We start from the raw sequence: 23,912 nt of genomic DNA on the forward strand, positions 1-23,912 counted from the left end.
GACCGCTCAAAAGAGCCGGCGAATGACCTCGACCGCGCGGGCCAGGTGGGGTTCGTCGCGGTCGGCGCGGTGGGCGACGGCCAGTTCGATGGCCGCCGCCGGGCGCACCAAGTGCCGGTAGACGACGCCGTCGAGCGCGAGCGCGGTCACCGGCTCGGGCACGACCGCGACTCCGAGGCCCCCGGCGACGAGGGTGATGAGCGTCGAGGTCTCCCCGACCTCGTGCCGGATGTGTGGCTCGACGTCGGCATCGCGGAGGACACCGAACACGACGTCGTGCATCACCGAGCGGCGGTCCGCCGAGTGGACGATCAGGTCGACGCCCGCGAGGTCGGCGGCGCGCACCCGGGCCTTTCTCGCGAGTGGATGCTCGGCCGGGAGCGCCACCACGAGGCGGTCCCGGCGCAGGGCGTGGACGACCAGGGACGGCTCGGCCGCGGGCGGGCGCAGCAGGGCCACGTCGATCGCGCCGCTGCGCAGCGCCTCCACCTGGTCCGGCACGAGCATCTCCCCGCGGAAGGAGAAGTCGATGCCCGGCAGTTCGGTGGCGAGGTGACGCGACAGTGTCGGCAGCAGGCTGTACGTCGCCGAGCCGACACAGCCGAGGGTGAGGTGACCGACCGCACCGGCGGCGACCCGACGGGCGTAGTGGGCGGCCTCGTCGACCTCGGCAAGGATCGCTCGCGCCCGGTCGAGGTAGGCGCGGCCGGCGTCGGTGAGGTCGACCCGGCGTGTGGTGCGGTGGAACAGCGCGACGCCGAGCTCGCCCTCGAGCTGCCGGATCGCCTGCGAGAGCGGCGGCTGTGCCATGTGGAGCCGCTCGGCCGCGCGCCCGAAGTGGCGCTCTTCCGCGACGGCGACGAAGTAGCGGAGCTGCCGCAGATCCATAGTTTCAGCATCTCAATCGACGTCGATATTGATACTTCACAGTATCGGCGGTGCCGTCTAGCGTCGAGCCATGAACAGCGCATTCCTCTACGCCGCCACCCGGACACCGTTCGGCAAGTTCAACGGCGCGTTGGCCGACATCCGGCCCGACGATCTGGCCGCTACCGCGATCAGCGGCGTGCTCGCGCAGGCGCCGTCGCTGGACCCCGCCGCGATCGACGAGGTCGTCTGGGGCAATGCCAACGGCGCCGGCGAGGAGAACCGCAACGTCGGGCGGATGGCGGCGCTGCTGGCCGGGCTGCCGACCAGCGTGCCCGGCACGACGGTCAACCGGCTGTGCGGCTCGAGCCTGGATGCGGCGATGGCCGGCTCCCGCACGATCGAGACGGGAGACGCCGACGTCGTCCTCGTGGGCGGCGTGGAGTCGATGACGCGGGCGCCGTGGGTGCTGCCCAAGCCGTCGCGGGCCTTCCCGGCGGGCGACGTCACCGCGGTGTCGACGACACTGGGCTGGCGGCTGGTCAACCCGCGGATGCCGAAGGAATGGACCGTCTCGCTGGGAGAGTGCAACGAGCAGCTCCAGGAGCGCTTCGGCATCTCCCGAGAGCGCCAGGACGAGTTCGCGGTCCGCTCTCACCGGCTCGCGCACCAGGCGTGGGAGGACGGCTTCTACGACGCGCTGGTCACTCCGGTTGCCGACCTGGGCCGCGACGAGGGCATCCGCGCGGACTCGAACACCGAGAAGCTTGCCGGGCTCAAGCCTGCGTTCCGGCCGGACGGCACCATCACCGCGGGCAACTCCTCCCCGCTCTCCGACGGCGGCTCCGCGGTGCTGCTCGGTAGCGAGTCGGCGGCAGCGGCCATCGGCCGCGACCCGCTCGCCCGGATCCTCGGCAGAGGTGCGATGGCGCTGGACCCGCGGGAATTCGGCTACGCCCCGGTCGAGGCCGCCAACCGCGCTCTCGCCCGCGCCGGGGTCACCTGGGACCAGGTCGGTGCGGTCGAGCTCAACGAGGCGTTCGCGGTCCAGTCGCTGGCCTGCGTCGACGCCTGGCTCAAGGACGGCCTGCGCGATCCCGGGATCGTCAACCAGCGCGGCGGGGCCATCGCGATCGGGCACCCGCTGGGCGCCTCCGGCGGCCGGATCCTCGGGACCCTGGCCGCGGTCCTGAAGGAACGCCGCGAGCGCTACGGCGTCGCCGCGATCTGCATCGGCGTCGGCCAGGGTCTGGCCGTCGTCCTGGAGAACCTGGAGGTGTCGAAGTGAGCCGCGCCGCTGTGCTGGATTCGACCGACGAGGCCGTCGCCGGGATCGAGGACGGCTCCACCGTCCTGGTCGGCGGCTTCGGCCTGGCCGGGATGCCCTTCGACCTCATCGACGCCCTGATCCGGCAGGGCGCGAAGGACCTCACGATCGTCTCCAACAACGCCGGAAACGGCGATGTCGGACTGGCGGCGCTGCTCAAGGCCGGCCGGGTCCGCAAGGTGCTGTGCTCCTTCCCGCGCCAGGTCGACTCCTACGTCTTCGACGCGCTCTACCGCGAGGGGAACATCGAGCTCGAGGTGGTGCCCCAGGGCAACCTCGCCGAGCGGATGCGGGCCGCCGGCGCCGGGATCGGCGCGTTCTACTGCCCGACCGCGGTCGGCACCCCGCTCGCCGAGGGCAAGGAGGTACGCACCATCGACGGACGCGACTACCTGCTGGAGTATCCGATCAAGGGCGACTACGCCCTCATCTCCGCGCACCGGGCCGACCCGATGGGCAACCTCGTCTACCGCAAGACCGCCCGCAACTTCGGCCCGGTGATGGCGACCGCCGCCACCACCACGATCGTCCAGGTCGACGAGGTCGTCCCGCTCGGCGGGCTCGACCCGGAGGCGGTCGTCACGCCGTCGATCTACGTCGACCGCATCGTCCCGGTCAAGACCCGCCACTACACCGTCCAGGGGGCACGATGACCACCGACACCACCGCCTCGACACGCACGGCGAGCGAGGCACCGATGACCGTGGACCATCCGCTGAGCATGGACGAGGTGGCCGCCGTGATCGCACGGGATATCCCGGCCGGCGCGTTCGTCAACCTCGGCATCGGCCAGCCCACCAAGATCGCCGACCACCTGCCCGAGGAACTCGGCGTCGTCCTCCACACCGAGAACGGCATGCTCGGCATGGGGCCGAAGGCCGAGGGCGCACAGATCGACCCCGACCTCACCAACGCCGGCAAGGTCCCGGTCACCGAACTCCCAGGGGCGGCGTACTTCCACCACGCCGACTCCTTCGCCATGATGCGCGGCGGCCACCTCGACGTCTGCGTGCTCGGCGCCTACCAGGTCTCCGCCCACGGTGACCTGGCCAACTGGCACACCGGCAAGCCCGACGACATTCCCGCCGTCGGCGGCGCGATGGACCTCGCCATCGGAGCCAAGGACGTCTACGTGATGATGACACTCTTCACGAAGTCCGGTGCGCCCAAACTGGTCCCGCAGTGCACCTACCCTCTCACCGGCGTCGGCTGCGTCAGCCGGGTCTACACCGAGGTCGCCACCTTCGACCTGCGGCCCCACGGCGTCCACGTGCTGGAGACCTACGGCATCACCCACAACGAGCTGCGCTCACGCCTCGACGTCGAGCTGCACTGACCTGCTCGAGCCCGCACCTGACGCACCGGTCCCCGTGGGGGCGGCGATCGCGCTCGGTGCAGCCGGGTCCGCACGCCGTGTGCGAACGCCGGCCTCCGAGCCCCCGGGACCGGCGCCAGATCCACCTTGCGGACAGCCGTATGCGTCGTGCTCGAGGTCATGCTGCCGTGAGTGCCCGCCACCACGGGCTGCAGCGCTCTGCCGGAGCCGGGCAAAGCGCCGCCGGGCTGCGGGAACGAGTGCTCCCGCAGCCCGGCTCGGGTGCGGCGTGGGTCAGGCGGCGAGGCCGGCCTTGAGGGCGGCGGCGATCTGGACGACGCGCTCGGCCTGGTGGTGGGCGGCGTCGCGGGTCTGCTCGCCGACGGGGTTGTTGCCCTGGGCGTCGACGTGCGAGGTGCCGTACGGGTTGCCGTCGACGAACTTCACCGGGTCGGTGTATCCGGGGGAGACGATGATGCCGCCGAAGTGGTGGATGGAGTTGTAGAGCGCGAGGATCGTGGACTCCTGTCCGCCGTGAGCGGTGGCGCTGGTGGCGAAGCCGCTGTAGACCTTGTTGGCGAGCTTGCCCTGCGCCCACAGGCCGCCGAGGGTGTCGATGAACTGCTTGAGCTGCGAGGCGATGTTGCCGAAGCGGGTCGGGGAGCCGAAGATCACGGCGTCGGCCCACTCGACATCGGCGGGAGTGGCCACCGGGATGCCGGCGCTCGCCGCCGCGTGGGCCGCCCATGCCTCGTTGGAGGCGATCGCAGCCTCGGGAGCCAGTTCAGCGGCCTTGAGCAGGCGCACCTCGGCGCCGGCCTTCTCCGCGGCGGTGCTGATCTCCTTGGCGATCTCGGCACTGAAACCGGTCGAGGAGTAGTAGATGACCGCAAGCTTGACGGGGGAAGTCACGGGAGTCGTCTCCAATTCGGTGGTGCTGTCGGTGTTGCGGCGGAAAAAGCCCATGGCGCTGGGTGGCTTTCGTTTGAGGGGTGCATCCCAAGGGGCTGCTTGGTTGAACGCTAAACCATCACGGGTCAGTGGTGCAACATTCAACAGAACGTGCGAGGGGGTGCCCGCCGCGGAGCGCCGACCGCGCAGGCCGTAGGGACACCGTTTGCCGAAGGGACTCACGGTGAACGGCAGGAACTACTGCTCCACCGGTCTCGACGACATGATCCGCAATCTCAGGCAGCCGAAGCCGCAGGTCGACTCCCTGATGAACTCGGCACCTGCCTGCGGCCCAGCGTCCTCGTCGTCGATGAGGTCGGCTGCCGGCCCTCGAGGGCGCCGAGGCGGACCTGGTCTTCCAGGTACGCATCGACATGTTCCTGCGCTTCCGGCCCGAGAGCAGGGTCAAAACGCACGGAAGTCCTCGAAGGAAGGCTCGAACGAGGGGTCAGGCAATCGATATGCCTTGCAGCGGGCGCCCGGTGTGCCCTGGGGCCCGACGCCGATCGGCTCGCCGGGGAAGGCGTCGGGGATCACCGTCCATCCCAGGTTCCGCTCGTAGTACTGCACGGCCGTGTGCACAGACGGCCACCAATCGTCGTCGATGACAATCAGGCCGCCGGGTCGGACGATCTTGCGCAAGAAGTAGAGATCGACGAAGACTTCGTGGAACCGGTGACTGCCGTCCACGAATGCAGCGTCGGCGACGAAGCCTCCAGTGAGGAGCTGCGGGAGCGCGATCGAGGAAGGAGTGAGCATGAGGGTGGCGATCGAGTCCAGCCCGGCCGAACACAACAGATCCCAGCCGGCGTTGGAGTACTCCCGTTCTTGAAACGGGTCGATGATGACGTGCCGGGGGAGTGGACGGTTGACGGTTGCCAGCGCCTCAGCGATGGCGAGCGCGGAGCCGGCGTAGGCGAGACCGATCTCGACAACCTTCTCGGCTCCTTCGGAGACGATCAGATCGCGCAGTTGGTCGCAGTGCTGCTCGGGTAACGTGACTGTCTCGACGTCCCCCTCTCGGTCTCGCGTCCGCGGCGGCCCCTCCTGTGTGAGCCGGCGGCGCACCTCGCGGACCCGCGCCGTATGTCCACCCGTGTTCGTCATGGCCTCTCCTCCGCAGTGAGGTAGAACCTCATCCTGACCATAGGAGGTGAGACGAACGCATGGACGCCTGACGCGCGCCACGCTTCAGGAGCGGGTGGCGGTCGCGCAGCCGTTGCCCGCGGACGTCGTGCCGTTGCTCGTGTCGATCGGCTTGCTGCGGTCGTACGGATCGATCCGGTGGGCGGCGTCGGTGGACTGGTCGTCGGCGGTGCCGAAGGGCGGCACGAAGTAGCCGGTGGGACCGGAGCACCCGCCGTTGGTCATGTCGAGCGCGTACGAGACGAGGGACATGGTGTTCGCCCTGGTGATGACCTTGGCCGGGTCGTCCCAGCTCATCACCACCTTGCGCCGCACTATCGTACGGACCACCTCGGCGTTGCCCCCGCTGTCGCCGGCCGCCGGGGTGACCGGGTACACGAAGGTGACGTCCGCTGTCACCTCGACCGCCCCCCTCTTCCCCTCCCGGTACGTGAGCCGGCCGCGGGTCTTGACGACGTCACCGACCAACCGGGCCTGCTCCGGGCGGAAGCGGCTGAACAGCAGCAACGGATCGGTCTCAGGAGTGGGAGCCTTCGACGACAGGGCAACGCGGAGGTACTCCTGGACGTCTTTCTGGTACGGATTCAGCAGCGCGATGGCCTTCGTGGGCCGCTCACCGCGCAGCGCGCCGGAGTCGAGCCCCGCGGCCACCATGAAATCCCTGCTCCGCCGCAGCGCCCGCCCGACCTGGGCGGCGTCCATCCAGCCGGTCGCCTTGGCCTTGGGCACCGTGATGCCGGCCGCCCCGTCGGCCCAGTGGGCGGCGGGCGACCCCCGGAAGGGCTCGGCAAGGGTGGGGCGCAGAGCCGGCTCCGGCCCTGGGGCCTGCTGCGGGCGCTCCGACTCGGGGGCCGACTGCGCCTCGGCGTGCCCGCCGTCGTCGCCGCCGAACCAGCCCACGACCTTCTGCGGGGACAGCGCCACGACCACGAGCGCCACGGCCGCGATCAGCCCGGTCAGGTACCAGCCCGTCCTGCGCCGACGCCGGGCCGGTGCGTACGTGCGCCAGCCCACCGGCCGTCCCGACTGCTCCCGCAGCCGCCGCTCGACCTCGCGGGCGCGCGCGGACGGCTCCACGGGGGCATCGGCCGCGCCCGCCACCGATTCGCGGAGGAACCGCTCCCACTCCTCATCGGACACGGACGACCCGTCCTGCCCCCCAGCGTCGCGCACACCGCGCTCCTGTTCATGCTCGATGCCCCGATGGCTTGCTCCTCCGATCAACTGATCGGCTGTGCCAGGCCATCCATGTCCGCCCGCATGATCGCATGAGCACACAGCCCACCTGGAAGTGCGGTCGGTGAAGCGTCGGTTCGGCGCTGTACGCCTCCGCGACGGCGAACACGCCGACCGCGACAAGGTCGCCGTCGCAGGGGAACCGCGCCCGTCGCCGCCGTGGGCCCGATCGGCCGAGCTAGCCGGGCTCGGGTTCGTCGTGGATGGTCAATGCGCCGGCGAGGTCGAGGTCGGCGACGGTGCCGTGTGCCCCGGCGCGGACGAGCAACACGGCGCCGAGCGCGGTGCTCCAGAACGTCCGGGCCTCCACGTCGAGCGGTCGCCGGGCCCTCCAGCCGCGACCGTCGATGAGCCGGCTCACGAAGCGCTCGGATTGCCGGAACAGCAGCTGGAGGTGCTGGTCGACCACGGGGGCGAGTTCGGGCTTGGAGATCCCGGCGGCGAGTGCTCGCGCGACTGACGGGAGCGAGGGCATGGCCAGTACGGCGCGGGCGATGTTGCGCCGAAACGTCGCCGCATCGGGGGCTTGGCGACCGATGCGCTCGATCCGTCGGGCGTCGTGCAGCAGGCCGAGAAAGGCGGCGTGCACGAGCAGCGAGTCCTTGGAGCCGAAGTAGTAGGTGACCTGATTGGGGAAGACGCCTGCGGCGTTCGCGATCTCCGCGACGCTCACCTCGGCGCCGGGCCGCTCCTTGCAGAGCTGCGCAGTTGCCTCGATCAGCCGGCGCCTCGTCGCGCGACCGCGGTCACGTGACCGGGCCGACGTCGACCGAGCTTCGGTTCGCTTCTTCTCCACAGCCGAATTGTATGTGATACAACAAAGCCCTGCTTGCTTGTATGGCATACAAGAAAGGTTGAAGCGCATGCATCGGACTGAAGTCGTCGTGACCGGACTCGGCGCGATCACGCCACTGGGTGGAGACGTGGAGTCCACCTGGGACGCCCTGCTCGCCGGTGAGTCCGGCATCCGTGGCGGCGTGATGCGCGACCACGAGGGCGCCGGCCTTCCCGACACCGTCGCCGGGACGATGGCGATGGACCCCGCCGAGTTGCTGCCGCCGGTGCAGGCCAGGCGGCTCGACCGCTCGCAGCAGGCAGCCTTCATCGCCGCGGCCGAAGCCTGGGCCGACGCCGGCTCCCCGGACGTGGACCCGGACCGGCTCGCATCGGCGATCGGCACGGGCATCGGTGGCGTACGGACGCTGCTGAAGGAAGACGACGTACTGGAGGCGTCCGGGACCCGGCGCGTCTCGCCGCGCACGGTCCCGATGCTCATGCCCAATGCGGCGGCGGCGCTGATCAGTATCGAATACGGCGCACGGGCCGGGGTCTACACGCCCGTCTCGGCATGCTCCTCCGGTGCCGAGGCGATCGCCCTGGGTGCCAGGCTCATCCGTGCCGGCGAGGCGGACGTGGTCATCGCGGGCGGGACCGAGGCCGCGATCACCCCCATCACCGTCGCCGGCTTCACCCAGGCACAGGCACTCTCGCGGCACACCGCCGAACCCGCCTCAGCGTCACGGCCGTTCGCCGCGGACCGCAGCGGATTCGTCCTCAGCGAAGGCGCCGCTGTCATGGTGCTCGAAAGCGCCGAGCACGCCGGCGCCCGAGGCGCACACGTCCACGCGGTGCTCGCGGGCGCCGGCATCGCCGCCGACGCTCACCACATCACGGCGCCCGCTCCCGACGGCTCCGGTCAGATCTCGGCCATGCGGAAGGCCCTCGCACAAGCCGGCTTGGCTCCCGATCAGATCAGCCACATCAACGCCCATGCCACCGGAACTCCGGTCGGCGACGTCGCCGAGGCGCACGCGATCGGGGAGGTCTTCGGCCGCGCCACCGTGACAGCCCCCAAGGCGGCGCTCGGCCACCTCTTCGGCGCCGCCGGCGCGATCGAGGCGCTCATCGCCGTTCTCAGCGTGGAGCACGGCGTCATCCCGCCGACGCGCAACATCACCACGACCGGCGTGGGTCCCGGCATCGATCTCGATGTCGTCGCAGAGCGACGAGACGTCCCCCAGGAGGCCGTACTCAGCAACTCCTTCGGCTTCGGCGGACAGAACGTCTCACTCATCGTCACCGGCGTACGGCATCACGCCTCCCGTACAGCCCCGACCACACCATGACGCGCGCGAACACGCGCCGTACCGTCACCGCCACCTGGCCGTCCTCGGTCTGCGCCGACGGAGGTGCGTCGACCCAACGGCACGACCAACGGCCGGCGCGGCCAACTCCGTACGTTCTGCTTCCAGGGCGTCGGCGACGGCCGTCAGGGCGCATGCTCTGACGGCCGGTTCCGCCTCGGCCCATCGTTCGGCCGCACCGGCGGCCGCACCGCCTGACCGGTTCGAGGGCGATGGCGCTCAGGCGATGTCTCCTTGCGGATGCTCCGGAGACTGGTTCTCCGCGTTTTCCACGGAGTTCCGGTAGCCGAACAGGGCATAGACGATCAGCCCGAGTGCCATCCATACCGCGAAGCGCACCCAGGTCACCCAGTCCAGGTTGCCGATCAGCCAGACCGAGAAGGCGACGCCCACGGCCGGCACCAGCGGCACCAGGGGAGTGCGGAAGGCGCGGGGCAGATCGGGTTTGGTCCTGCGCATCACCACGACGGCGACCGCCACCACGATGAACGCCATCAGAATGCCGATGTTGGTCAGGTCGGCTGCTTCCCGGATGGGCAGCAGCCCGGCGATGACGGCCGAACCGATGCCGACGGGCCAGATCACCCGGGTCGGGACCTGTCGCTCGGGGTGGTTCTCGGCGAAGTAGCGCGGCAGCAGTCCGTCGCGGCTCATGGAGAACCAGACCCGGGAGACGGCGAGCATGTTGGCGAACGCGGACGTGGTGATGCCGATGACGGCGCCGACGGCGACCACCATGCCGAGTCCGCCGAGGCCGACCGAGGAGAGCGCGCTGGAGAAGGGGCTCTTCACGTCGATGTCGCGGTAGTTCTGCATGCCCAGCAGCACGACGCAGACCAGCAGGTAGATGACCGCGGCGATGCCGAGCGAGACCACGATCGCCTTCGGCAGCACCTTCTTGGCCTCGGCACTCTCCTCCGCCGCCGCGCTCATGGCGTCGTACCCGTAGACCGCGAAGAACGTGGTCGCCGCGCCGGTGAACGCGCCGCCGATCCCGAAGGGGAGGAAGGGGTGGTAGTTGCCCGCGGAGATGTGGAAGGCACCGGCGACGATCACCAGAGCGACGATGGCCATCTTGACCACCACCAGCACCGTCTCGAAGCGGGCCGACTCCTTGGTGCCCCGGGAAAGCACGAAGGCCAGCAGCAGGCACAGCAGGGCGGCGAGCAGGTCCACCCGGTGGCCCGATCCGGTGCCCGGAGCCCCGAGCATCCAGTTCGGCAGCTCGATGCCGATCCGCTCGAGGATGTAGGAGAGGTACCCGGACACGGCGATCGCCACCACGGCGACGATGGCCGTGTACTCGAGCAGCAGGTCCCAGCCGATCGCCCAGCCGACGATCTCGCCGAGAGCGGCGTAGGAGTAGGTGTAGGCGGAGCCGGCCTTGGGGATGGTGCCGGCGAACTCCGCGTAGCACAGTGCCGCCGCGCCGCTGGCGATGATCGCGATCAGGAAGGAGATCATCACACCGGGCCCGGCGTCCTGGTGGGCCACGACGCCGGCCAGTGAGAACACTCCCGCGCCGACCAGGCCGCCCAGGCTGAGGGCGACCAGCTGCCACAGCCCCATGGTGCGGCGCAGGCCGCCACGAGTCTCCTCCTCGGAGGAGTCGACCGGTTTGAGGCGGAAGACGCCCGCCCGGGAGAACAGCCCTCCGGCGGGCAGGGCTGGGTCATGCTGTCTTACGGGAGTGGTACGGGACATGGCGGACCCTCCGGTGCAGACGAACGGGTTTGCCTAGAGCACGAATCCGTGCGGGAACGGATCGCTCGGGTCGAGCAGGTAGTTCGCGGTGCCGGTGATCCACGCCCGGCCTGAGAACTCGGGCACGACGGCGGGCAGGCCACCCACCTCGGTGGCGTGGACCAGGCGTCCGGTGAAGCGGGTGCCGATGAACGACTCGTTGACGAACTCGGTGTTCAGCGGCAGCTCCCCGCGCGCGTGCAGCTGTGCCATCCGCGCCGAGGTGCCGGTACCGCACGGCGAGCGGTCGAACCACCCGGGGTGGATGGCCATGGCGTTGCGGGAGTGCCGGGGAGTGGAGTCCGGGGCCAGGAACTGCACGTGCTTGCAGCCGGCGATGAGCGGATCGACCGGGTGCACCGGCCGGTTCTGCTTGTTGACCGCCTGCATGATCGACAGCCCGGCGGCGAGGATCTCGTCCTTGCGGGCCCGGTCGAACGGCAGGCCCACCTGGCCGAGTTCGACGACGGCGTAGAAGTTTCCGCCGTAGGCCATGTCGTAGCGGATGTCTCCGAGGTCCGGCACCTTCACGGTGGCGTCGAGTTCGAGCGCGAAGGCGTCCACGTTGCGCAGGGTGACCTTTTCGGCCCGCCCGTCGCGGACCGTGACCCGTGCCTCGACCAGTCCCGCGGGCGTGTCCAGGCGCACGGTGGTCTCCGGTTCGGTGACCGGGACCATTCCCGTCTCCACCAGGACGGTGGCCACACCGATGGTGCCGTGCCCGCACATCGGCAGGAATCCGCTGACCTCGATGTAGAGCACACCCCAGTCGGCGTCCGGGCGGGTCGGCGGCTGGAGGATAGCGCCGCTCATGGCCGCGTGGCCACGTGGTTCGTCGACCAGGAAGCGGCGCAGTTCGTCCAGGTTCTCCACGGCGTGGCGGCGGCGTTCGGCCATGGTGGCACCGGGGATCGGCCCGACGCCGCCGGTGACGACGCGGGTGGGCATGCCCTCGGTGTGCGAGTCGACCGGGCTGATGGTACGGACGGACCGCATCAGGAAGCCTGCTGCTTGATGGAGCCGATGGCGCGGGCCATGTCGGCCTGGACCTGCTCGCGCATTTTCGGAGTGAGCGGTCCGCGCGGCGGGCGGCAGGGGCCGCCGAACCGGCCGACCTGTTCCATGCCGAGCTTGATGGCCTGGACGAACTCGGTGCGCGAGTCCCAGCGGAAGGCCGCGACCAGCGGCTCGTACAGGGCGCGGGCCTCGGCCAGCTTGCCGGCGGTGGCCAGGTCGTACAGGCGGGCCGACTCCGCGGGGAAGACGTTCGGGAAGCCGGCGAACCAGCCGGTGGCGCCCATCAGCAGGCTCTCCAGTACGACGTCGTCGGCGCCGCTGATCACCTCCAGGGCGGGCGCCTGCTCCTTGATCTCCAGAACGCGCCGGACGTCACCGGAGAACTCCTTCACCGCGACGACGTTGTCGATCGAGGAGATCTCGGCGAGCAGGTCCGGGGTGAGGTCGACCTTGGTGTCGATGGGGTTGTTGTAGACCATCACCGGCAGGCCTACGGACGCCACGGCCTCGAAGTGCGCGAGGACCTCACCGCGGTTGGCGCGGTACATGGTCGGCGGCAGGCACAGCACTCCGTCCGCTCCGTCCTCGGCGGCGATCTCGGCCCAGTGCCGGGCCTGGTGCCAACCGACGCCGTGCACGCCGACGACCACCTTCCCCGAGGCGCCGACCGCCTCGACGGCGGTACGGGCAACCCTGCGGCGCTCCTCGTCGGTCAGGGAGGAGTACTCGCCCAGCGAGCCGTTGGGGCCGACGCCGTGGCAGCCGTTGTCGACCAGCCAGCGGCAGTGCTCGGCGTACCGGTCGTAGTCGACGGCCAGGCCGGCCGGGGCGGACGCGTCCTCGCGGTACGGCAGGGCGGTGGCCACCACGACGCCGCCGAGGGACACGTGCTGCTTCTCGGTGTCGCTCATGAATTTCTGCTCCGTCTTCCTACATCGAGGGGTGGGATTCGGTGTTGCCGGGAAGTGGTTCGGGAGCGGCGGCCAGTTCGCCGAGCCGGATGGGCTGGGCGATCGGCCGGTGGTGAGGACCGGCCGCCGGAATGCCCTCGGCCGGGCGCTCGGCGGGCCGGCCGGTCAGCCGGGCGCTGAGCTCGGCGACCGTGGGGCCGCAGATGCGGCCCTGGCAGGGGCCGAGACCGGCACGCGTCTCCAACTTGGCGACCCGCGCGCCGCGGCTCGCCGCGTTACCGGCGGCCCGGCACAGCGAGGCGTAGTCGGCCTCCTCGCAGCGGCAGACGACCGTCTCGGGACGCAGCCACTCGGGCCACGCCGCACCGATGGGGTGCGCGCCCGCCAGCCGCTCGGCGAAGGCACGGCCCTGGTCCCGGCTGCGCCGCAGCGGGCGCAGGGCGAGCGCGTCCGGGACGCCGCCGGCGGCGAGCCATCCGGCGAGCGCGCCCTCCGCCCGTGCGGCCGGGGCGCCCGCGATGCCGGTGATCTCACCGGCCGCGTACACGTTCGGGCAGCTGGTGCGCTGGTCGTCGTCGACGGCCACGAACTCACCGCCCGGTGCGCTGCGCAGCGTGCAACCGGCGGCCACGGGCAGCTCCAGTTGCGGGCTGAAGCCGTGACTGACGCACACCGCGTCGACCGGGGCCGTGCGCTCGGTGCCCGGCACCACCGACCAGTCGGCACGCAGCCGGGCGGTGACGACCTCCTCCACCCTGCCGTCGCCGCGTGCCTCGACGACCGCCCGGCCGACGCGGCAGGGCACCCGGTGCCGCAGCAACAAGGCGGTGTACTCGGCGAGTTCACCGGCCTTGCCACCGTATGCGGCCAACTGCCAGGGCCGCCGTGCCCAGCCGCGGGCGAGGGTGCCCGCCGTGTTGGCCTCCAGCACCTCCAGGACGCGGGAGCCTGCCTGAAGCAGGGAGGCGGCCACCGGCAGCAGGAACGGTCCCGTACCGGCCACCACCACCCGGTCGCCGACGACGACCCGCTCACCCTTGGCGAGCGCCTGCGCGGCGCCGGCGGTGAAGACGCCGGGCAACTCCCAGCCGGGGAACGGCAGGACGCGGTCGTGGGCGCCCACGGCGAGCACCAGCGCGTCGGGGTCGAGTCTCAGGCGGCTCCTTCGGCCGCCGTCGGCCGGGCCGCGCACCACGTGCACCCGCGGGACTCCGGGCTCTGTCGGGTCCGGGCGTTCCAGGGCCCAGACCGAGGTCTCGGGCCACCAGGCGCACCGCGGGTGGGTCAGCACCCGGCGGCGGCGCCGGTCGAAGGCCCACCAGCCGTGCTGGAGCCGTTCGGGCCGAGCGGCGCCGTAGGCCTCGGGCAGCATGCGGTGGTACTGGCCGCCGGGCCGGTCCGCCGAGTCGATCAGCGTGACCCGGGCGCCGGCAGCGAGTGCGGCCTCCGCCGCGGCCAGGCCCGCGGGTCCCGCGCCGACCACGACCACATGGCGCGTCGTCACCTGTCCTCCTCTCCCGGCAGTCCGAGGTGCTTCCGTTCCGTGGGGTCCGTCGCCCGGCCGGCCTCCGGCTGCCGGTTCTGGGTGGTCACCACGTCGCCGTCATGGGCCCGGCGGCGGCAGGCACGGACGTCGCGCTCGCCGCCCACCGTCACCAGGCAGTCGAAGCAGACGCCGATGCCGCAGAACACTCCGCGAGGTGCGCCGGAGCGTCCCCGCCGCCAGGCCAGGCGGCCGGAGGCGAGCAGGACGCCCGCGATCGTCTGGCCCGCGATGCCGTCGACGGGTTCGCCGTCGACGGTGATCCGCAGCGGCAGCTCCTGCCGTCCGACGGCGTCGGACTCGGCGCGGACACGTCTGGGGCTCAAGCCGTCTCCTCACGTGCGGGGGCCGGGCGGCCGCCCAGTACGGCGGGGCGGTCCACTCGGAACGGGGTCGTGTCCATCTCCGTCGGCTGACCGAGCATCAGCTCGCGCAGCAGCCTCGCGCTGCCCACCGACAGGCCGATGCCGGCGCCCTCGTGACCGCCGACATGCCAGAGACCGCTCAGCCGTGGGTCGGCGCCGATGACGGGCAGGTGGTCGGGGACGTAGGGCCGGAATCCGCCGTAGGCGCGCATGACCGGGACCCCGGCCAGCGCCGGGAACAGCCGCAGCGCCTTGGCGGCGACCGCCGAGAGCACCGCGGGGCGCAGCCGGTCGTCGAACCCGACGCGGCGGCGCGAGGAGCCGATGAGCACGCTGCCGCCGCGGGTGGACTCCACCACCGCCGAGGTCTGCAGGTCCTCCGCGCTGCTGCCGACCGCTCCCACGTAGTCCGCGTCGTAGACCTTGTGGAAGACCATCGGCGGCACGGGCGTGGTCACCAGCACGTCGCCGCGCCGGGGCCGGATGTCCACCGGGACGCCGAGACGGGTGGCCAGCTCGCCGGACCAGGGGCCCGCGGCGTTGACGAAGCAGTCCGCCTCCAGCAGGCCGGTCGAGGTGCGGACCGCGGTGATCCGTTCGCCGCAGGTGACCGCGCCGAGCACCTCGCAGCCGGTGCGCAGGGTGGCGCCCGCCGCGAGCGCGTCGGTGAGCAGGGCGGCGGCCGCGGCGGCCGGCTGCACCTGGGCGTCCTCCGGGTAGTGAACGGCGGCGGCGTGGTCACGGGTGACGTACGGTTCCGCCGCGGCGAGCGCGTCGGCGTCGAGGATCTCGGTGTGCACGCCCGCCGTGCGCTGGCCGGCGGCGAAGCGGGTCAGCTCGCGGGCTCCGGCGTCGGTCGTCGCCACGACGATGCCGCCCTTGGGCTCCCACTCCACCGCCCGCGCCGCGTGCGCGGACCGCTCGGCGGCAGCCGCGAGCACCTGCGGCCACAACCGCCGGGACAGCTGGGCGAGTTGCAGCTCGGGACCCGGTCCCTTGTCGGAGACGAGTACGTTGCCCTCGCCGTGCGCCGTGGTCGCCGACGCGGCTGCACCGCGCTCGACGACGGTGACCTCGAATCCGGCCAGGGCCAGCTCGCGAGCACACGCACAGCCGACGATTCCGGCACCCACAACCACTGCCGACGTTCCGTACATCGAACACTCTCCGTTCGTTAAACCGAACGATCGGAAACGTATGACCGGACAAGAGGCCTGTCAACGGTCACGCCGAAGAGAGTTCGGCGGCCTCGCCGCAGCGAGCTATTCCTCCGCCGGGTGGCTGCCGCCGATTCCCGGGTCGGACAGGTGGAGCCGCTGCTCCGCCCGGTACTGCAACAGCAGGACGGAGCGCACCTCGCCGTCCAGCGCCGTGTAGCTGTGCGGCCGCGACGCGTCGAAGCGCACATAGTCGCCCGGCCCCAGCTCCACCTCGTCGTCCTTCACCCGCACACCGAGCCGGCCGGCCTGAACGATGGTGTGCTCAGTGCCGACATGGCCGAGTGACTCCTGTCGGCGCCCGGCCCGTACCCGCTGATCGAAGACCTCGATGACGGCATCACCGGATTCGATCCGCTGCAGCGGTCGCAGATCCACGCCCTCGCCACTGAGCACCTCCGTCTCCGCGGCGCGCACCACTGTCAGTTCGCCGGCCGGCCGGGTGTCCAGCAGGTCCGAGATCGGCACCTCGAGCACTCTCGAGAGGCTGAACACCGTCTCGATGGTGGGGTTGCCCGTTCCGGATTCCAGCTGCGACAGCGTCGCCTTGCCGATCTTCGAACGCCTGGACAGCTCGGAGAGTGACAGCCCCCGCCGGGTCCTGGCCCGTCTCAGATTGGCCGCCAGCATGCCCCGGACCGAACCCTCGGAGACGCTCACAACCTCACCCTTACCTCTCTACCGTCGTTCGACATAACGTACGAACATTATGGCGCTACGTTCGCTACACGGATCAGGATGGGGCCTTCTCCCGCAGTGCACCACCTCTCCCGGGACATACGCGATCGCGATGGTCGGCCCACCGCTGGAACCGGCTGCGTCACCTCGAAGGGCGCACGCCCCGTGTGAGCTCGGCCAGGGAGATCGGTGAACCGAGGATCCGCTCGGCCGCGCGATGCCCTGAGCGGAGCGCGCCGTGGACAGTGGCTGGTTCGCGCCCCCAGGTCGCTTCTCCCGCAAAGTGGAGGACGCCGTCGACGGGTCCCGCCATCGCATCGTGGTCGTCGTGGGAGGAGCCGACGGCGACGTAGGAGTACGAGCCGAGGGCGAGAGGGTCGATGCCCCAGCGTGTGATCCAGTGCGCCACGGGCTCGGGGACGGAGTCGCCGTAGATCTCGCGGAGGGCGCCGAGGACCGACGAGACCACCTCTTCGTCGGTCTTCTGCTCGATCTCCCGACCCCAGGCACCGCCGGCGAAGGTCAGCAGCATCGGCCTGCCGCTCACCACGGAGACGTCGTACCAGGAATGCCAGGGGACGCCGACCCGGCCGTGCTGCCGGATCGCGTAGACATCGTCCTGCCAGAAGCGGTCGGGAAACCGGAGGAAGACCTTGTTGAACACGCCCATTCCGAGCCGGGCGATCGGTCCCGCAACGGCGTCGGGCAGAGGTGGCCTGAACTCGATCGCTCCTGCTTTGAGCACGCCCAACGGCACCGTGACGATCACGTGGGCGGCCTCGAAGGACTCGTCCTCCGTGTCGACTCGCACCCCTGTAGCCGACCTGGTGATGGCGGTCACGGTCATTCCCGGACGCACGTCGAGGCCTCGCGCGAGAGTCCGGGGAAGCACATCGTAGCCACCCGGGAAGATCACTTCGTCGCCTTCGATGCTGTCCTCGTCGAGGGCATGAGCGGCGACCTGTTCGACCTCGGCGCCGCACTGCTCCTCCGTGCGATGCCGATAGAACGCGCGGACCCGTTCGGCGCGTTCGGGTTCCCATCCGGTCGCGGCGAGGGCGCGCTCTGCCGCGGTGGCGTAACTCTCGTCGTGGCCGGACGCCGCGGCGGTCAGCCGGAAAAGGTCATCGGCCGTGTCGACGTCGATGGTCCACTGCTGTGTCGCGTCATCGTCCAGCAGGCGCCGCGATTCGTCGTAGTCGGCGATCGGCCGCCCGCCGGCCTGGAAGCTCCCCACCGTGAACTCGCGTGTTTCCATCTCGAGCGCGGCGACAAGTCCCGTGAGCGGGTTGCCGGTGAGGCCATGGATCCATGAGGCGCCACGGTCGACGGAGAACCCTGCCGTGCGGTCCGTCCAGATCCGTCCACCGACGCGGTCTCGCGCCTCGAGCACGACCACACGTGGTCCTGCGGCGTGAAACAGTCGCGCTGCGGTGATGCCGGCGATTCCCGCGCCGACGACGATAGTGTCCATCATCTTCTCCAGGGCCTTGAGGTCGGATCTGCACGCCAGCAGTCGGGACGGCGTGCCGTCACCATTGCTCTGACGGCCCGTCACCGGTCGGCGCGACGCGCCTCCGCCGCCCGCGCGATCCGCCGACCGGAGCAGGAGCCGGTCGAGGCCCGGGACGCCAGGTGCCGCACGGAGGCGACCGCGATGCCCTTGCTGCGCTCGGCCGATGCGACGCATCTCGGCGGCAGATCGGGCATCACGGCGGCGCCGAATCGCGAAGCGCCGGCTCCGAGCCGGGTGTCACCGGGTGTGGCCGTGGCCGAGCTGGGCGAGGGCCAGGTCGAGCATGTCGGCGAAGAAGTCCGCGGCGGTGGAGTCGATGCACAGTGGCGGCTTGATCTTCAGGATGTTGAGGTGGTCGCCGGTGGGCTGGACGATGACGCCGAGGTCGAGCATGCGGTCGCAGAGCTCGGCGGTCTCCTCCGTGGCCGGTTCCAGGGTGGTGCGATCCCTGACGAGTTCGAGGCCGAGATAGAGACCCGTGCCGTGGACGGCGCCGATGATGCCGTAGCGGTCGGCCAGTGCTTCGAGCCGGCGCTTCAGACGGCCGCCGACGCGCACCGCGTTGCCCTGGAGGTCCTCGTCACGCAGGGTGTCCAGGACGGTGAGGCCCACGACGCTGGAGACCGGGCTGCCACCGGTGGAGGAGAAGAAATAGCCCTGATCGCGGTAGCGATCGGCGACCTCCTTGGAGGTGATGACGGCACCGAGCGGGTGACCGTTGCCCATGGCCTTGGCGACGCAGACGATGTCGGGAACGACCCCCTGCTGCTCGAAGCCCCAGAACCAGTGTCCCAGACGGCCGTATCCGACCTGCACCTCGTCGGCGACGGCCAGGCCGCCGTGACGTCGAACCGCCGCGTACACCTCGGCGAGATAGCCGTCGGGAAGTGCGACTCCTCCGGCGTTGCCGTAGAAGGTCTCGCCGATGAACGCTCCCGCCGGGCGGTCGGACGCGGCCAGGTCGTCGATCACCGCGACGGCCTCGGGCCCGTAGCGCACGGCATCAGCCCCACGGTGCCGGCCTCGGTAGGAGTTGGGCGAGTCCACCGTGTGCACCCAGCTCGGGCGGGTGGCCAGGGCGTTCGGGTTGTCCTGGAGAGAGGTGGAGACCGCGTCGGAGGCGTACGTCCAGCCGTGGTACGCCTCGCGCAGTGCCACGACGTCGTGGCGGCCGGTGGCGCCCATGGCCAGCCGAAGGCCCAGATCCACCGCCTCGGAGCCGGAGTTGACCAGGAACACCGTGTCCAATGGGTCGGGAAGGAGGCCGGCGAGGCGTTCGGTGAACTCCACCACCGAGGCATAGTGGAAGCGTGAGTTCGTATTGAGCCGTCGCAGTTGCCGGGAAACCGCCTCCTCGACCCGGGGGTGGGCGTGGCCCAACGGGGTGACGTTGTTGACGATGTCGAGGTACGAGCGGCCCTCGGTGGACAGCAGATGGTGGCGCCAACCACGCTCGATACGGGGAGGGTTGGCGTAGTAGTGCTCCTGCACGGTGGCGAACGCGGCGTCGCGCCGGTCCAGCAGGTCCCTCTCGCGCGTACGGTCGGAGCCGGCCGGGAGGCCGAGGAGCGGGGCGGGGTCGGCGGTGAGCGCGAGCCAGCCGGCGGCGTACTCGGGCCGGACCAGGCGCGGGGCAGCAGGGCCGTCGGCGGCGTGCAGCGCGACGTGGACCGAGGCGCCGGAGCCGAGGTGGGCGATGTCCTCACCCGCCTGCACCGTCGCGCCGGTGCTGACCACGGCCTGGACCGAGGGGGTGAAGGACAGCGACAGCGCCTGCGCACCGTAGGTGAGTTCCACCCGGCCCGGCGCCGCGGCGAGGACACTCCCCGCGGCGGGCGCCTGTACCACGGCGTCCCGGCCGAGCCAGAGGTCGATTCCGGTGGGCACCGTGGCGGTGGACACCGCTGACAGCGCCGGTGTCCGAGTGAGCCGGGCATGGGCGTACCGGGTGGCGACCGCGGCCGCTCCGTCCGCGAGCGCGGTGGCCGCCAGCCGGGACTCGGTGCCGGCGTCCGTCCAGGCTCCGTCGTCCATGGAATCGCCGTCGGTGGACAGGTCGAGGAGGGTGATGTCGCCGGCGGCGAGGTCCCGCAGGAGAGGGTGCATCGGCGTGTCGGTCTGCGCGGTCCGGGAAGGCACGTCGGCCGTGGCGGTCGCGTCCCTGACGAGGTGGTTCATCACCGGCAGGGGCAGACAGGTGGCCTGCTCGAATATGCGCCATTCGCGGTCGAGGGCGGCCTTGGCGTAGGCGTTGTCCTCGTCGACGGCGGCCTGCTGCCGCCCGCTGGCCACCAGGACGGCGGCGCGCAGGACCACGAGCGGCCACAACGCCTCCGCCTCCTCGGGGGAGAGCGGCCGAACGTCGTGGAAGGCGCGGACGGCGGGCAGCAGGTGGTGAGGCTCGATTCCGTCGTGGTGGAGCATGGAGGACAGGGACACGGCGAGTTCGCCGACCGCCCAGCTCGTGGTCACGTCACCGAAGTCGATGACCCCGTCCGGCATCGGCGGACGGGTGTCGGGACGGCGGATCAGATTGTCGTCGGTGAGGTCCAGGTGTACGGCCTGCGACGGCAGTGCGGCGGCGAGCTTCTGGACATGTGCCCAGGCCTCGGCGGTCGCACTCTGGACGGCGGTGCGGCGGTCGGGCTCGTCGATGTGCCCGGCGAGCTTGGTGACGACTCGATCGGCGTGCTGGGGGTCCCACTGGAGCACGCGGTCGAGGCCCGGGTGCCGGAAGTCGCGCAGGGCGGTGCTGACCTTTCCGACGATGGTGCCCATGGCGGCCACGGTGCCGGGGGACAGGTGCCGCGGTCCCGAGAGGGTGCCGCCGGGCAGGTAGCGCAGCAGGCGCGCGACGGCCGGACCTCTCTCGGTGTCCACTGTTGTGCGACGCGGGGAACCGTCGGGGCGGCGCAGAACGGTGGCGATGCGCAGTTCCGGGCGGGCCGCGGCGATCAGGTCGGCCGCGGCGTCCTGAGCCTCGATCTCCACAGTGCCGAAGGCGGGGTTGGCGATCTTCAGAATCGCCGCGGGCGTCCCGTCGTCGGCGTGCAGCAGGAAGTTGGCGTCCTGCTGGCTGCCCAGCGACCGTGCGCGAGCAGTGATGCCGAGGTGTTCGGCAGCGATGAGCTCAGCCTCGGCCGGTGTCACTCGGGGTACAGGGAGGGCGTCCTCGGTGAAGAAGTCGATCGTGCGGTACTCGTCGGGGAGCATGCGGGTTCCTCGGCTGGTTCGGGCAGACAGGGCTGGGACGCTGGGATGCCTCAGTCGACGTGCCACAAGAAGCGGTGCGTGTGAATCCCGAAGTAGGGGAAGTTCTCCACGGACGCGACACCCTCGACGGGCCGCACGACGTCGTTGATGAAGTCCAGAAGATCCCGAGGCTGACTGCACACCACCTCCGCGAACAGGTCGAAGCCGCCGGCCGTCAGGACCGTGTACACGACCTCGTCGTGCCGGGACAGTTCATCGGCGACCGCGCGGGGATCGCCGTCGATGCGCACGCCCAGGAGTGCCATCGCCTGCCGGCCCATGGTCATCGGGTCGGTCACTCCGACGACCTGGACCACTTTGGCGTCGATCAGCCGCTGCAGGCGGAGCCTTGCCGCCGAGGGCGACAACCCCACCTTCGGACCCAGATCGGCGTAGGGGATCCGGCCGTCGATCTGCAGCTCCCGCAGGATGGCCCGGTCGGTGTCGTCCATGCAGCACCCCTCTCTCCTGCGTGAACGGCAGACAGCTCGCTTGTTTCAAGAATAGTGAGGGATCCACACGCTCGATTCAAGTGTCGAGACGATGGAATCGAGCGCATCGTGTGTACGGGCGCTGGTGAGCGCTTTGGAGTCCTGGCGTTTCTCGAACGTGCTCACGGCGGGTGTGATGCGTCCGCCTGGACCAGGCGCCGTGCCTGGCCGCGGCCGCGGCGAAGAGGGTGTGCAGGCCCGACGAGGGCCCAAGCCGGCTCCGGCGCCATCGCGGTCCACGACGGCGCTTCGCATCGATGAACTTGTGGCGCTGCTGTCGCCGATCACCGTGGGTGGAGCAGGTGGTTGTTACTCACTTTCGGGTGTCGGCTGCGTGGTGGGGTGGGGCGAGGAGCGGTGTTCGCGGCGGTGGTGCGGCCTGATGGGGCATCAAAGGCTGATTTCAGGCATTGATGGAGTATGCACGCGAGAGTCCCAGAATTATGGGTGATCTGTAACATCGCTCGTGTATTGCGCGTACTTGCCGTGTCGGCGGGGAGGGTGTGGTGCACGGCCGTCCGGCCATCACCGCCATCGCGCAACCCCTGCTCACGGTCTGCGGCCGAGGGGGGTTGCGCCCACACCCGCAGGGAGAGCATGTGTGTGTTTCCGCTTTCGTGCCCGATGCCGGTGAACCGCTGAGTGCGTGTGCCGGCATACAAGAGGCAACCCGCCGGCGCGGTGAAACCTCGGCCAGGGGCCTCCGCCGACGAGCCGGAAGTGTCGGTGGCGCCTGAATCGTGCGCCGTGTCAGAAGGCCAAGAGTCCCAGCGAACCAAGCACACAGCACACTCGGCCCCAAGGGACGCGAGGCGTGCGAACGAAGCACATGGCAGAACGGAGCGAGATCATGCAGACCATCACCGCATCAACCGATCGAGCGTGGGAGCATGCCCCGGCGGACGACTTCCTGCTGGCGCCGCCCGACCCCGCAGACCGCATTGCCTGCCGCATCGATCCTCGCGACCTTCGGCGCCTGAACCTGTACGCGGCGCTGACCACGGCTGGAATCGCCCCCTGGCCGGGAGACCGGGAAGCGATCGAGACGCTCAGTGCACTGCCCGACAGCGTGCACGAAGCCCTGCACCACTGGCTCAGCTCCGGCAGGTGACACGCTTTGACGCCGGGGCATGGCACGTCGGCGTCGAGGTGGTACAGCTGTGTAAGCCGTGCCCCGGCTTACACAGCTGCGAGACTGGCCGTCACGATTCCGGCCCGCAGGGAGAGATGACGGGTGCTGGAGGCCGGCGCTCCGTGCCGTGGCGGTCAAACTCACTCGCGCGACCACCGTCGGCCCGGGGCCGGCGGTCGGCCCCGGGCTGGCCTCCGGCAGTATGCCCGTTGCCGGCTGCCATGCCGTCTCCCTCGTCGCGGGGCACCCCTGTGTGGGTGAGCGGCTCAGGGGCGGCTCACCAACTGCTCTTGGTGACGCCGGGGAGTTCGCCCGCGTGGGCCATTTCGCGTACGCGGATGCGGGACAGGCCGAAGGTTCGGAGGTGGCCGCGGGGGCGGCCGTCCACGGCGTCGCGGTTGCGCAGGCGGGTGGCGCTGGCGTCGCGGGGCTGTCGGTGCAGTTCCCGCTGCGCGGCGGTGCGTTCGGCGTCGGAGGTGTCGGGGGAGGAGATGACGGCTTTCAGTTCGGCGCGGCGTGCGGCGTAGCGGGCCACGATGCGACGCCGCTGCTCGTTCTTCGCGATCTTGCTCTTCTTGGCCATCAGACCTTCCCTCCCCGGGCGCGGATGCGGGCCACTGCGGCCTCGATGCCGATCGTGTCGACGGTCTTGACGGCCTTGGCGGACAAGGTGAGCCGGACGTGGCGGCCTTCGCTGGGCAGCCAGTAGCGCTTGGTCTGGATGTTGGGATCGAAGCGGCGCTTGCTGCGCCGGTGGGAGTGGGAGATGCGGTGGCCGAAGCCGGGCTGTCGGCCGGTGAGTTGGCAGTGGGCGGACATGTTGCCTCCTGGTGTGGGTGGCAGCACCGTAGCAGCTTAATGAAAATGAAAACCAATGCTGTATGGTGCTGTGCATGGCCCGTAACGAACTCCGCCCGATCATCAAGCTGAGGTCCACCGCCGGTACCGGCTACACCTACGTGACCCGCAAGAACCGCCGTAACGACCCCGACCGGCTGACGCTGCGCAAGTACGACCCGGTCGCCGGCCGCCACGTCGACTTCCGTGAGGAGCGCTGAGAG

23 protein-coding genes and 1 pseudogene are annotated in these 23,912 nt (G+C 70.6%); 7 read left to right on the top strand and 17 right to left on the bottom strand.

Annotation, left to right across the window (positions count from 1 at the left end; all coding sequences use genetic code 11):
• Positions 1–6: 6 nt before the first annotated feature.
• Entirely contained in the window at positions 7–888 is an 882-nt protein-coding gene (locus IE318_RS27385; protein ID WP_189904562.1) for a LysR substrate-binding domain-containing protein, read from the bottom strand.
• 70 nt (positions 889–958) lie between these two features.
• Here IE318_RS27385 and IE318_RS27390 point away from each other — a divergent pair, with 70 nt between their 5' ends.
• From IE318_RS27390 to IE318_RS27400, 3 genes are read left to right on the top strand one after another with little or no spacing between them, the layout of a single operon-like run.
• Positions 959–2,155, top strand: coding sequence for a thiolase family protein (locus tag IE318_RS27390; RefSeq protein ID WP_189904564.1), 1,197 nt, complete (start codon positions 959–961; stop codon positions 2,153–2,155).
• A complete protein-coding gene (locus IE318_RS27395) occupies positions 2,152–2,847 on the top strand; it encodes a 3-oxoacid CoA-transferase subunit A (protein WP_189904566.1) in 696 nt (231 codons plus the stop codon). The genes IE318_RS27390 and IE318_RS27395 overlap by 4 nt, the downstream gene beginning before the upstream one ends.
• Positions 2,844–3,530, top strand: a complete 687-nt coding sequence (locus IE318_RS27400; protein ID WP_373311289.1) for a 3-oxoacid CoA-transferase subunit B — start codon at positions 2,844–2,846, stop codon at positions 3,528–3,530. The genes IE318_RS27395 and IE318_RS27400 overlap by 4 nt, the downstream gene beginning before the upstream one ends.
• Positions 3,531–3,803: 273 nt before the next feature.
• On the opposite strand, the gene wrbA is transcribed toward IE318_RS27400, so the two are convergent.
• Complete coding sequence (wrbA, locus tag IE318_RS27405) at positions 3,804–4,421, bottom strand: NAD(P)H:quinone oxidoreductase (RefSeq protein ID WP_189904568.1); 618 nt, start codon at positions 4,419–4,421, stop codon at positions 3,804–3,806.
• Positions 4,422–4,668: 247 nt separating this feature from the next.
• On the opposite strand from wrbA, the pseudogene IE318_RS46350 reads away from it, so the two are divergent.
• Positions 4,669–4,825: pseudogene (locus IE318_RS46350) on the top strand (ATP-binding protein); the annotation flags it as partial.
• 40 nt (positions 4,826–4,865) lie between these two features.
• Here the strand turns inward: IE318_RS46350 and IE318_RS27410 are convergent.
• The 3 genes from IE318_RS27410 to IE318_RS27420 all read right to left on the bottom strand — a co-directional run bounded on the left by IE318_RS27410 (position 4,866) and on the right by IE318_RS27420 (position 7,638).
• Positions 4,866–5,567: a class I SAM-dependent methyltransferase gene (locus IE318_RS27410; RefSeq protein WP_189904570.1), complete on the bottom strand. Its 702-nt coding sequence runs from the start codon at positions 5,565–5,567 to the stop codon at positions 4,866–4,868.
• An 84-nt stretch (positions 5,568–5,651) separates the two neighbouring features.
• Entirely contained in the window at positions 5,652–6,746 is a 1,095-nt protein-coding gene (locus tag IE318_RS27415; protein ID WP_189904573.1) for a hypothetical protein, read from the bottom strand.
• 274 nt (positions 6,747–7,020) lie between these two features.
• A complete protein-coding gene (locus IE318_RS27420) occupies positions 7,021–7,638 on the bottom strand; it encodes a TetR/AcrR family transcriptional regulator (protein ID WP_189904575.1) in 618 nt (205 codons plus the stop codon).
• A gap of 67 nt (positions 7,639–7,705) precedes the next feature.
• On the opposite strand from IE318_RS27420, the gene IE318_RS27425 reads away from it, so the two are divergent.
• Positions 7,706–8,968: a beta-ketoacyl-[acyl-carrier-protein] synthase family protein gene (locus IE318_RS27425; protein WP_189904577.1), complete on the top strand. Its 1,263-nt coding sequence runs from the start codon at positions 7,706–7,708 to the stop codon at positions 8,966–8,968.
• 237 nt (positions 8,969–9,205) lie between these two features.
• Here the strand turns inward: IE318_RS27425 and IE318_RS27430 are convergent, their stop codons facing one another.
• The 10 genes from IE318_RS27430 to IE318_RS27475 form a co-directional block, all read right to left on the bottom strand.
• Positions 9,206–10,690: an amino acid permease gene (locus IE318_RS27430; protein ID WP_189904579.1), complete on the bottom strand. Its 1,485-nt coding sequence runs from the start codon at positions 10,688–10,690 to the stop codon at positions 9,206–9,208.
• 33 nt (positions 10,691–10,723) lie between these two features.
• Positions 10,724–11,725 (bottom strand): proline racemase family protein, encoded by a 1,002-nt coding sequence (locus IE318_RS27435; protein WP_189904581.1) that lies wholly within the window; start codon positions 11,723–11,725, stop codon positions 10,724–10,726.
• Complete coding sequence (locus tag IE318_RS27440) at positions 11,725–12,657, bottom strand: dihydrodipicolinate synthase family protein (RefSeq protein ID WP_189904583.1); 933 nt, start codon at positions 12,655–12,657, stop codon at positions 11,725–11,727. The genes IE318_RS27435 and IE318_RS27440 overlap by 1 nt, the downstream gene beginning before the upstream one ends.
• Before the next feature lie 19 nt (positions 12,658–12,676).
• The gene (locus IE318_RS27445; RefSeq protein ID WP_189904585.1) at positions 12,677–14,161 is read right to left on the bottom strand and encodes an FAD-dependent oxidoreductase; all 1,485 of its coding nucleotides are present in this window, start codon (positions 14,159–14,161) and stop codon (positions 12,677–12,679) included.
• Positions 14,158–14,526 carry a (2Fe-2S)-binding protein gene (locus tag IE318_RS27450; RefSeq protein WP_189904587.1) on the bottom strand — a complete coding sequence of 123 codons (369 nt, stop codon included), beginning with the start codon at positions 14,524–14,526 and terminating at the stop codon, positions 14,158–14,160. The genes IE318_RS27445 and IE318_RS27450 overlap by 4 nt, the downstream gene beginning before the upstream one ends.
• On the bottom strand, positions 14,523–15,722 hold the full coding sequence (locus IE318_RS27455; RefSeq protein WP_189904589.1) for an NAD(P)/FAD-dependent oxidoreductase: 1,200 nt from the start codon (positions 15,720–15,722) through the stop codon (positions 14,523–14,525). The genes IE318_RS27450 and IE318_RS27455 overlap by 4 nt, the downstream gene beginning before the upstream one ends.
• A 105-nt stretch (positions 15,723–15,827) precedes the next feature.
• Positions 15,828–16,442: a helix-turn-helix domain-containing protein gene (locus tag IE318_RS27460; protein ID WP_229903774.1), complete on the bottom strand. Its 615-nt coding sequence runs from the start codon at positions 16,440–16,442 to the stop codon at positions 15,828–15,830.
• 160 nt (positions 16,443–16,602) lie between these two features.
• Positions 16,603–17,937: a flavin monoamine oxidase family protein gene (locus tag IE318_RS27465; protein ID WP_189904590.1), complete on the bottom strand. Its 1,335-nt coding sequence runs from the start codon at positions 17,935–17,937 to the stop codon at positions 16,603–16,605.
• Positions 17,938–18,213: 276 nt separating this feature from the next.
• Entirely contained in the window at positions 18,214–21,189 is a 2,976-nt protein-coding gene (locus tag IE318_RS27470) for an aminotransferase (protein ID WP_189904592.1), read from the bottom strand.
• 50 nt (positions 21,190–21,239) lie between these two features.
• Positions 21,240–21,680 carry an Lrp/AsnC family transcriptional regulator gene (locus tag IE318_RS27475; protein WP_030184319.1) on the bottom strand — a complete coding sequence of 147 codons (441 nt, stop codon included), beginning with the start codon at positions 21,678–21,680 and terminating at the stop codon, positions 21,240–21,242.
• An 889-nt stretch (positions 21,681–22,569) separates the two neighbouring features.
• Between IE318_RS27475 and IE318_RS27480 the strand changes: the two genes are divergently transcribed.
• Positions 22,570–22,830 carry a hypothetical protein gene (locus tag IE318_RS27480; RefSeq protein WP_030184323.1) on the top strand — a complete coding sequence of 87 codons (261 nt, stop codon included), beginning with the start codon at positions 22,570–22,572 and terminating at the stop codon, positions 22,828–22,830.
• A gap of 298 nt (positions 22,831–23,128) precedes the next feature.
• Here the strand turns inward: IE318_RS27480 and rpsN are convergent, their stop codons facing one another.
• Positions 23,129–23,434 carry a 30S ribosomal protein S14 gene (gene rpsN, locus IE318_RS27485; RefSeq protein WP_189904594.1) on the bottom strand — a complete coding sequence of 102 codons (306 nt, stop codon included), beginning with the start codon at positions 23,432–23,434 and terminating at the stop codon, positions 23,129–23,131.
• Positions 23,434–23,670, bottom strand: a complete 237-nt coding sequence (gene rpmB, locus IE318_RS27490; protein ID WP_030184338.1) for a 50S ribosomal protein L28 — start codon at positions 23,668–23,670, stop codon at positions 23,434–23,436. The genes rpsN and rpmB overlap by 1 nt, the downstream gene beginning before the upstream one ends.
• A gap of 74 nt (positions 23,671–23,744) precedes the next feature.
• On the opposite strand from rpmB, the gene rpmG reads away from it, so the two are divergent.
• On the top strand, positions 23,745–23,909 hold the full coding sequence (rpmG, locus tag IE318_RS27495; RefSeq protein WP_017949758.1) for a 50S ribosomal protein L33: 165 nt from the start codon (positions 23,745–23,747) through the stop codon (positions 23,907–23,909).
• Positions 23,910–23,912: the final 3 nt, after the last annotated feature.

The organism is Streptomyces spiralis (genome assembly GCF_014654675.1).
In the GTDB taxonomy this organism is placed as follows: domain Bacteria; phylum Actinomycetota; class Actinomycetes; order Streptomycetales; family Streptomycetaceae; genus Streptomyces; species Streptomyces spiralis.

What these genes read in the sequence shown, in the direction of transcription:
- IE318_RS27480 (WP_030184323.1), top strand. Translation starts at nt 22,570, where the DNA reads ATGCAGACCATCACCGCATCAACCGATCGAGCGTGGGAGCATGCCCCG.
- IE318_RS27455 (WP_189904589.1), bottom strand. Translation starts at nt 15,722, where the DNA reads ATGTACGGAACGTCGGCAGTGGTTGTGGGTGCCGGAATCGTCGGCTGT.
- IE318_RS27465 (WP_189904590.1), bottom strand. Translation starts at nt 17,937, where the DNA reads ATGATGGACACTATCGTCGTCGGCGCGGGAATCGCCGGCATCACCGCA.
- rpmG (WP_017949758.1), top strand. Translation starts at nt 23,745, where the DNA reads ATGGCCCGTAACGAACTCCGCCCGATCATCAAGCTGAGGTCCACCGCC.
- IE318_RS27435 (WP_189904581.1), bottom strand. Translation starts at nt 11,725, where the DNA reads ATGCGGTCCGTCCGTACCATCAGCCCGGTCGACTCGCACACCGAGGGC.
- IE318_RS27400 (WP_373311289.1), top strand. Translation starts at nt 2,844, where the DNA reads ATGACCACCGACACCACCGCCTCGACACGCACGGCGAGCGAGGCACCG.
- IE318_RS27470 (WP_189904592.1), bottom strand. Translation starts at nt 21,189, where the DNA reads ATGCTCCCCGACGAGTACCGCACGATCGACTTCTTCACCGAGGACGCC.
- IE318_RS27410 (WP_189904570.1), bottom strand. Translation starts at nt 5,567, where the DNA reads ATGACGAACACGGGTGGACATACGGCGCGGGTCCGCGAGGTGCGCCGC.
- IE318_RS27440 (WP_189904583.1), bottom strand. Translation starts at nt 12,657, where the DNA reads ATGAGCGACACCGAGAAGCAGCACGTGTCCCTCGGCGGCGTCGTGGTG.
- IE318_RS27430 (WP_189904579.1), bottom strand. Translation starts at nt 10,690, where the DNA reads ATGTCCCGTACCACTCCCGTAAGACAGCATGACCCAGCCCTGCCCGCC.
- IE318_RS27475 (WP_030184319.1), bottom strand. Translation starts at nt 21,680, where the DNA reads ATGGACGACACCGACCGGGCCATCCTGCGGGAGCTGCAGATCGACGGC.
- rpsN (WP_189904594.1), bottom strand. Translation starts at nt 23,434, where the DNA reads ATGGCCAAGAAGAGCAAGATCGCGAAGAACGAGCAGCGGCGTCGCATC.
- rpmB (WP_030184338.1), bottom strand. Translation starts at nt 23,670, where the DNA reads ATGTCCGCCCACTGCCAACTCACCGGCCGACAGCCCGGCTTCGGCCAC.
- IE318_RS27385 (WP_189904562.1), bottom strand. Translation starts at nt 888, where the DNA reads ATGGATCTGCGGCAGCTCCGCTACTTCGTCGCCGTCGCGGAAGAGCGC.
- IE318_RS27390 (WP_189904564.1), top strand. Translation starts at nt 959, where the DNA reads ATGAACAGCGCATTCCTCTACGCCGCCACCCGGACACCGTTCGGCAAG.
- IE318_RS27425 (WP_189904577.1), top strand. Translation starts at nt 7,706, where the DNA reads ATGCATCGGACTGAAGTCGTCGTGACCGGACTCGGCGCGATCACGCCA.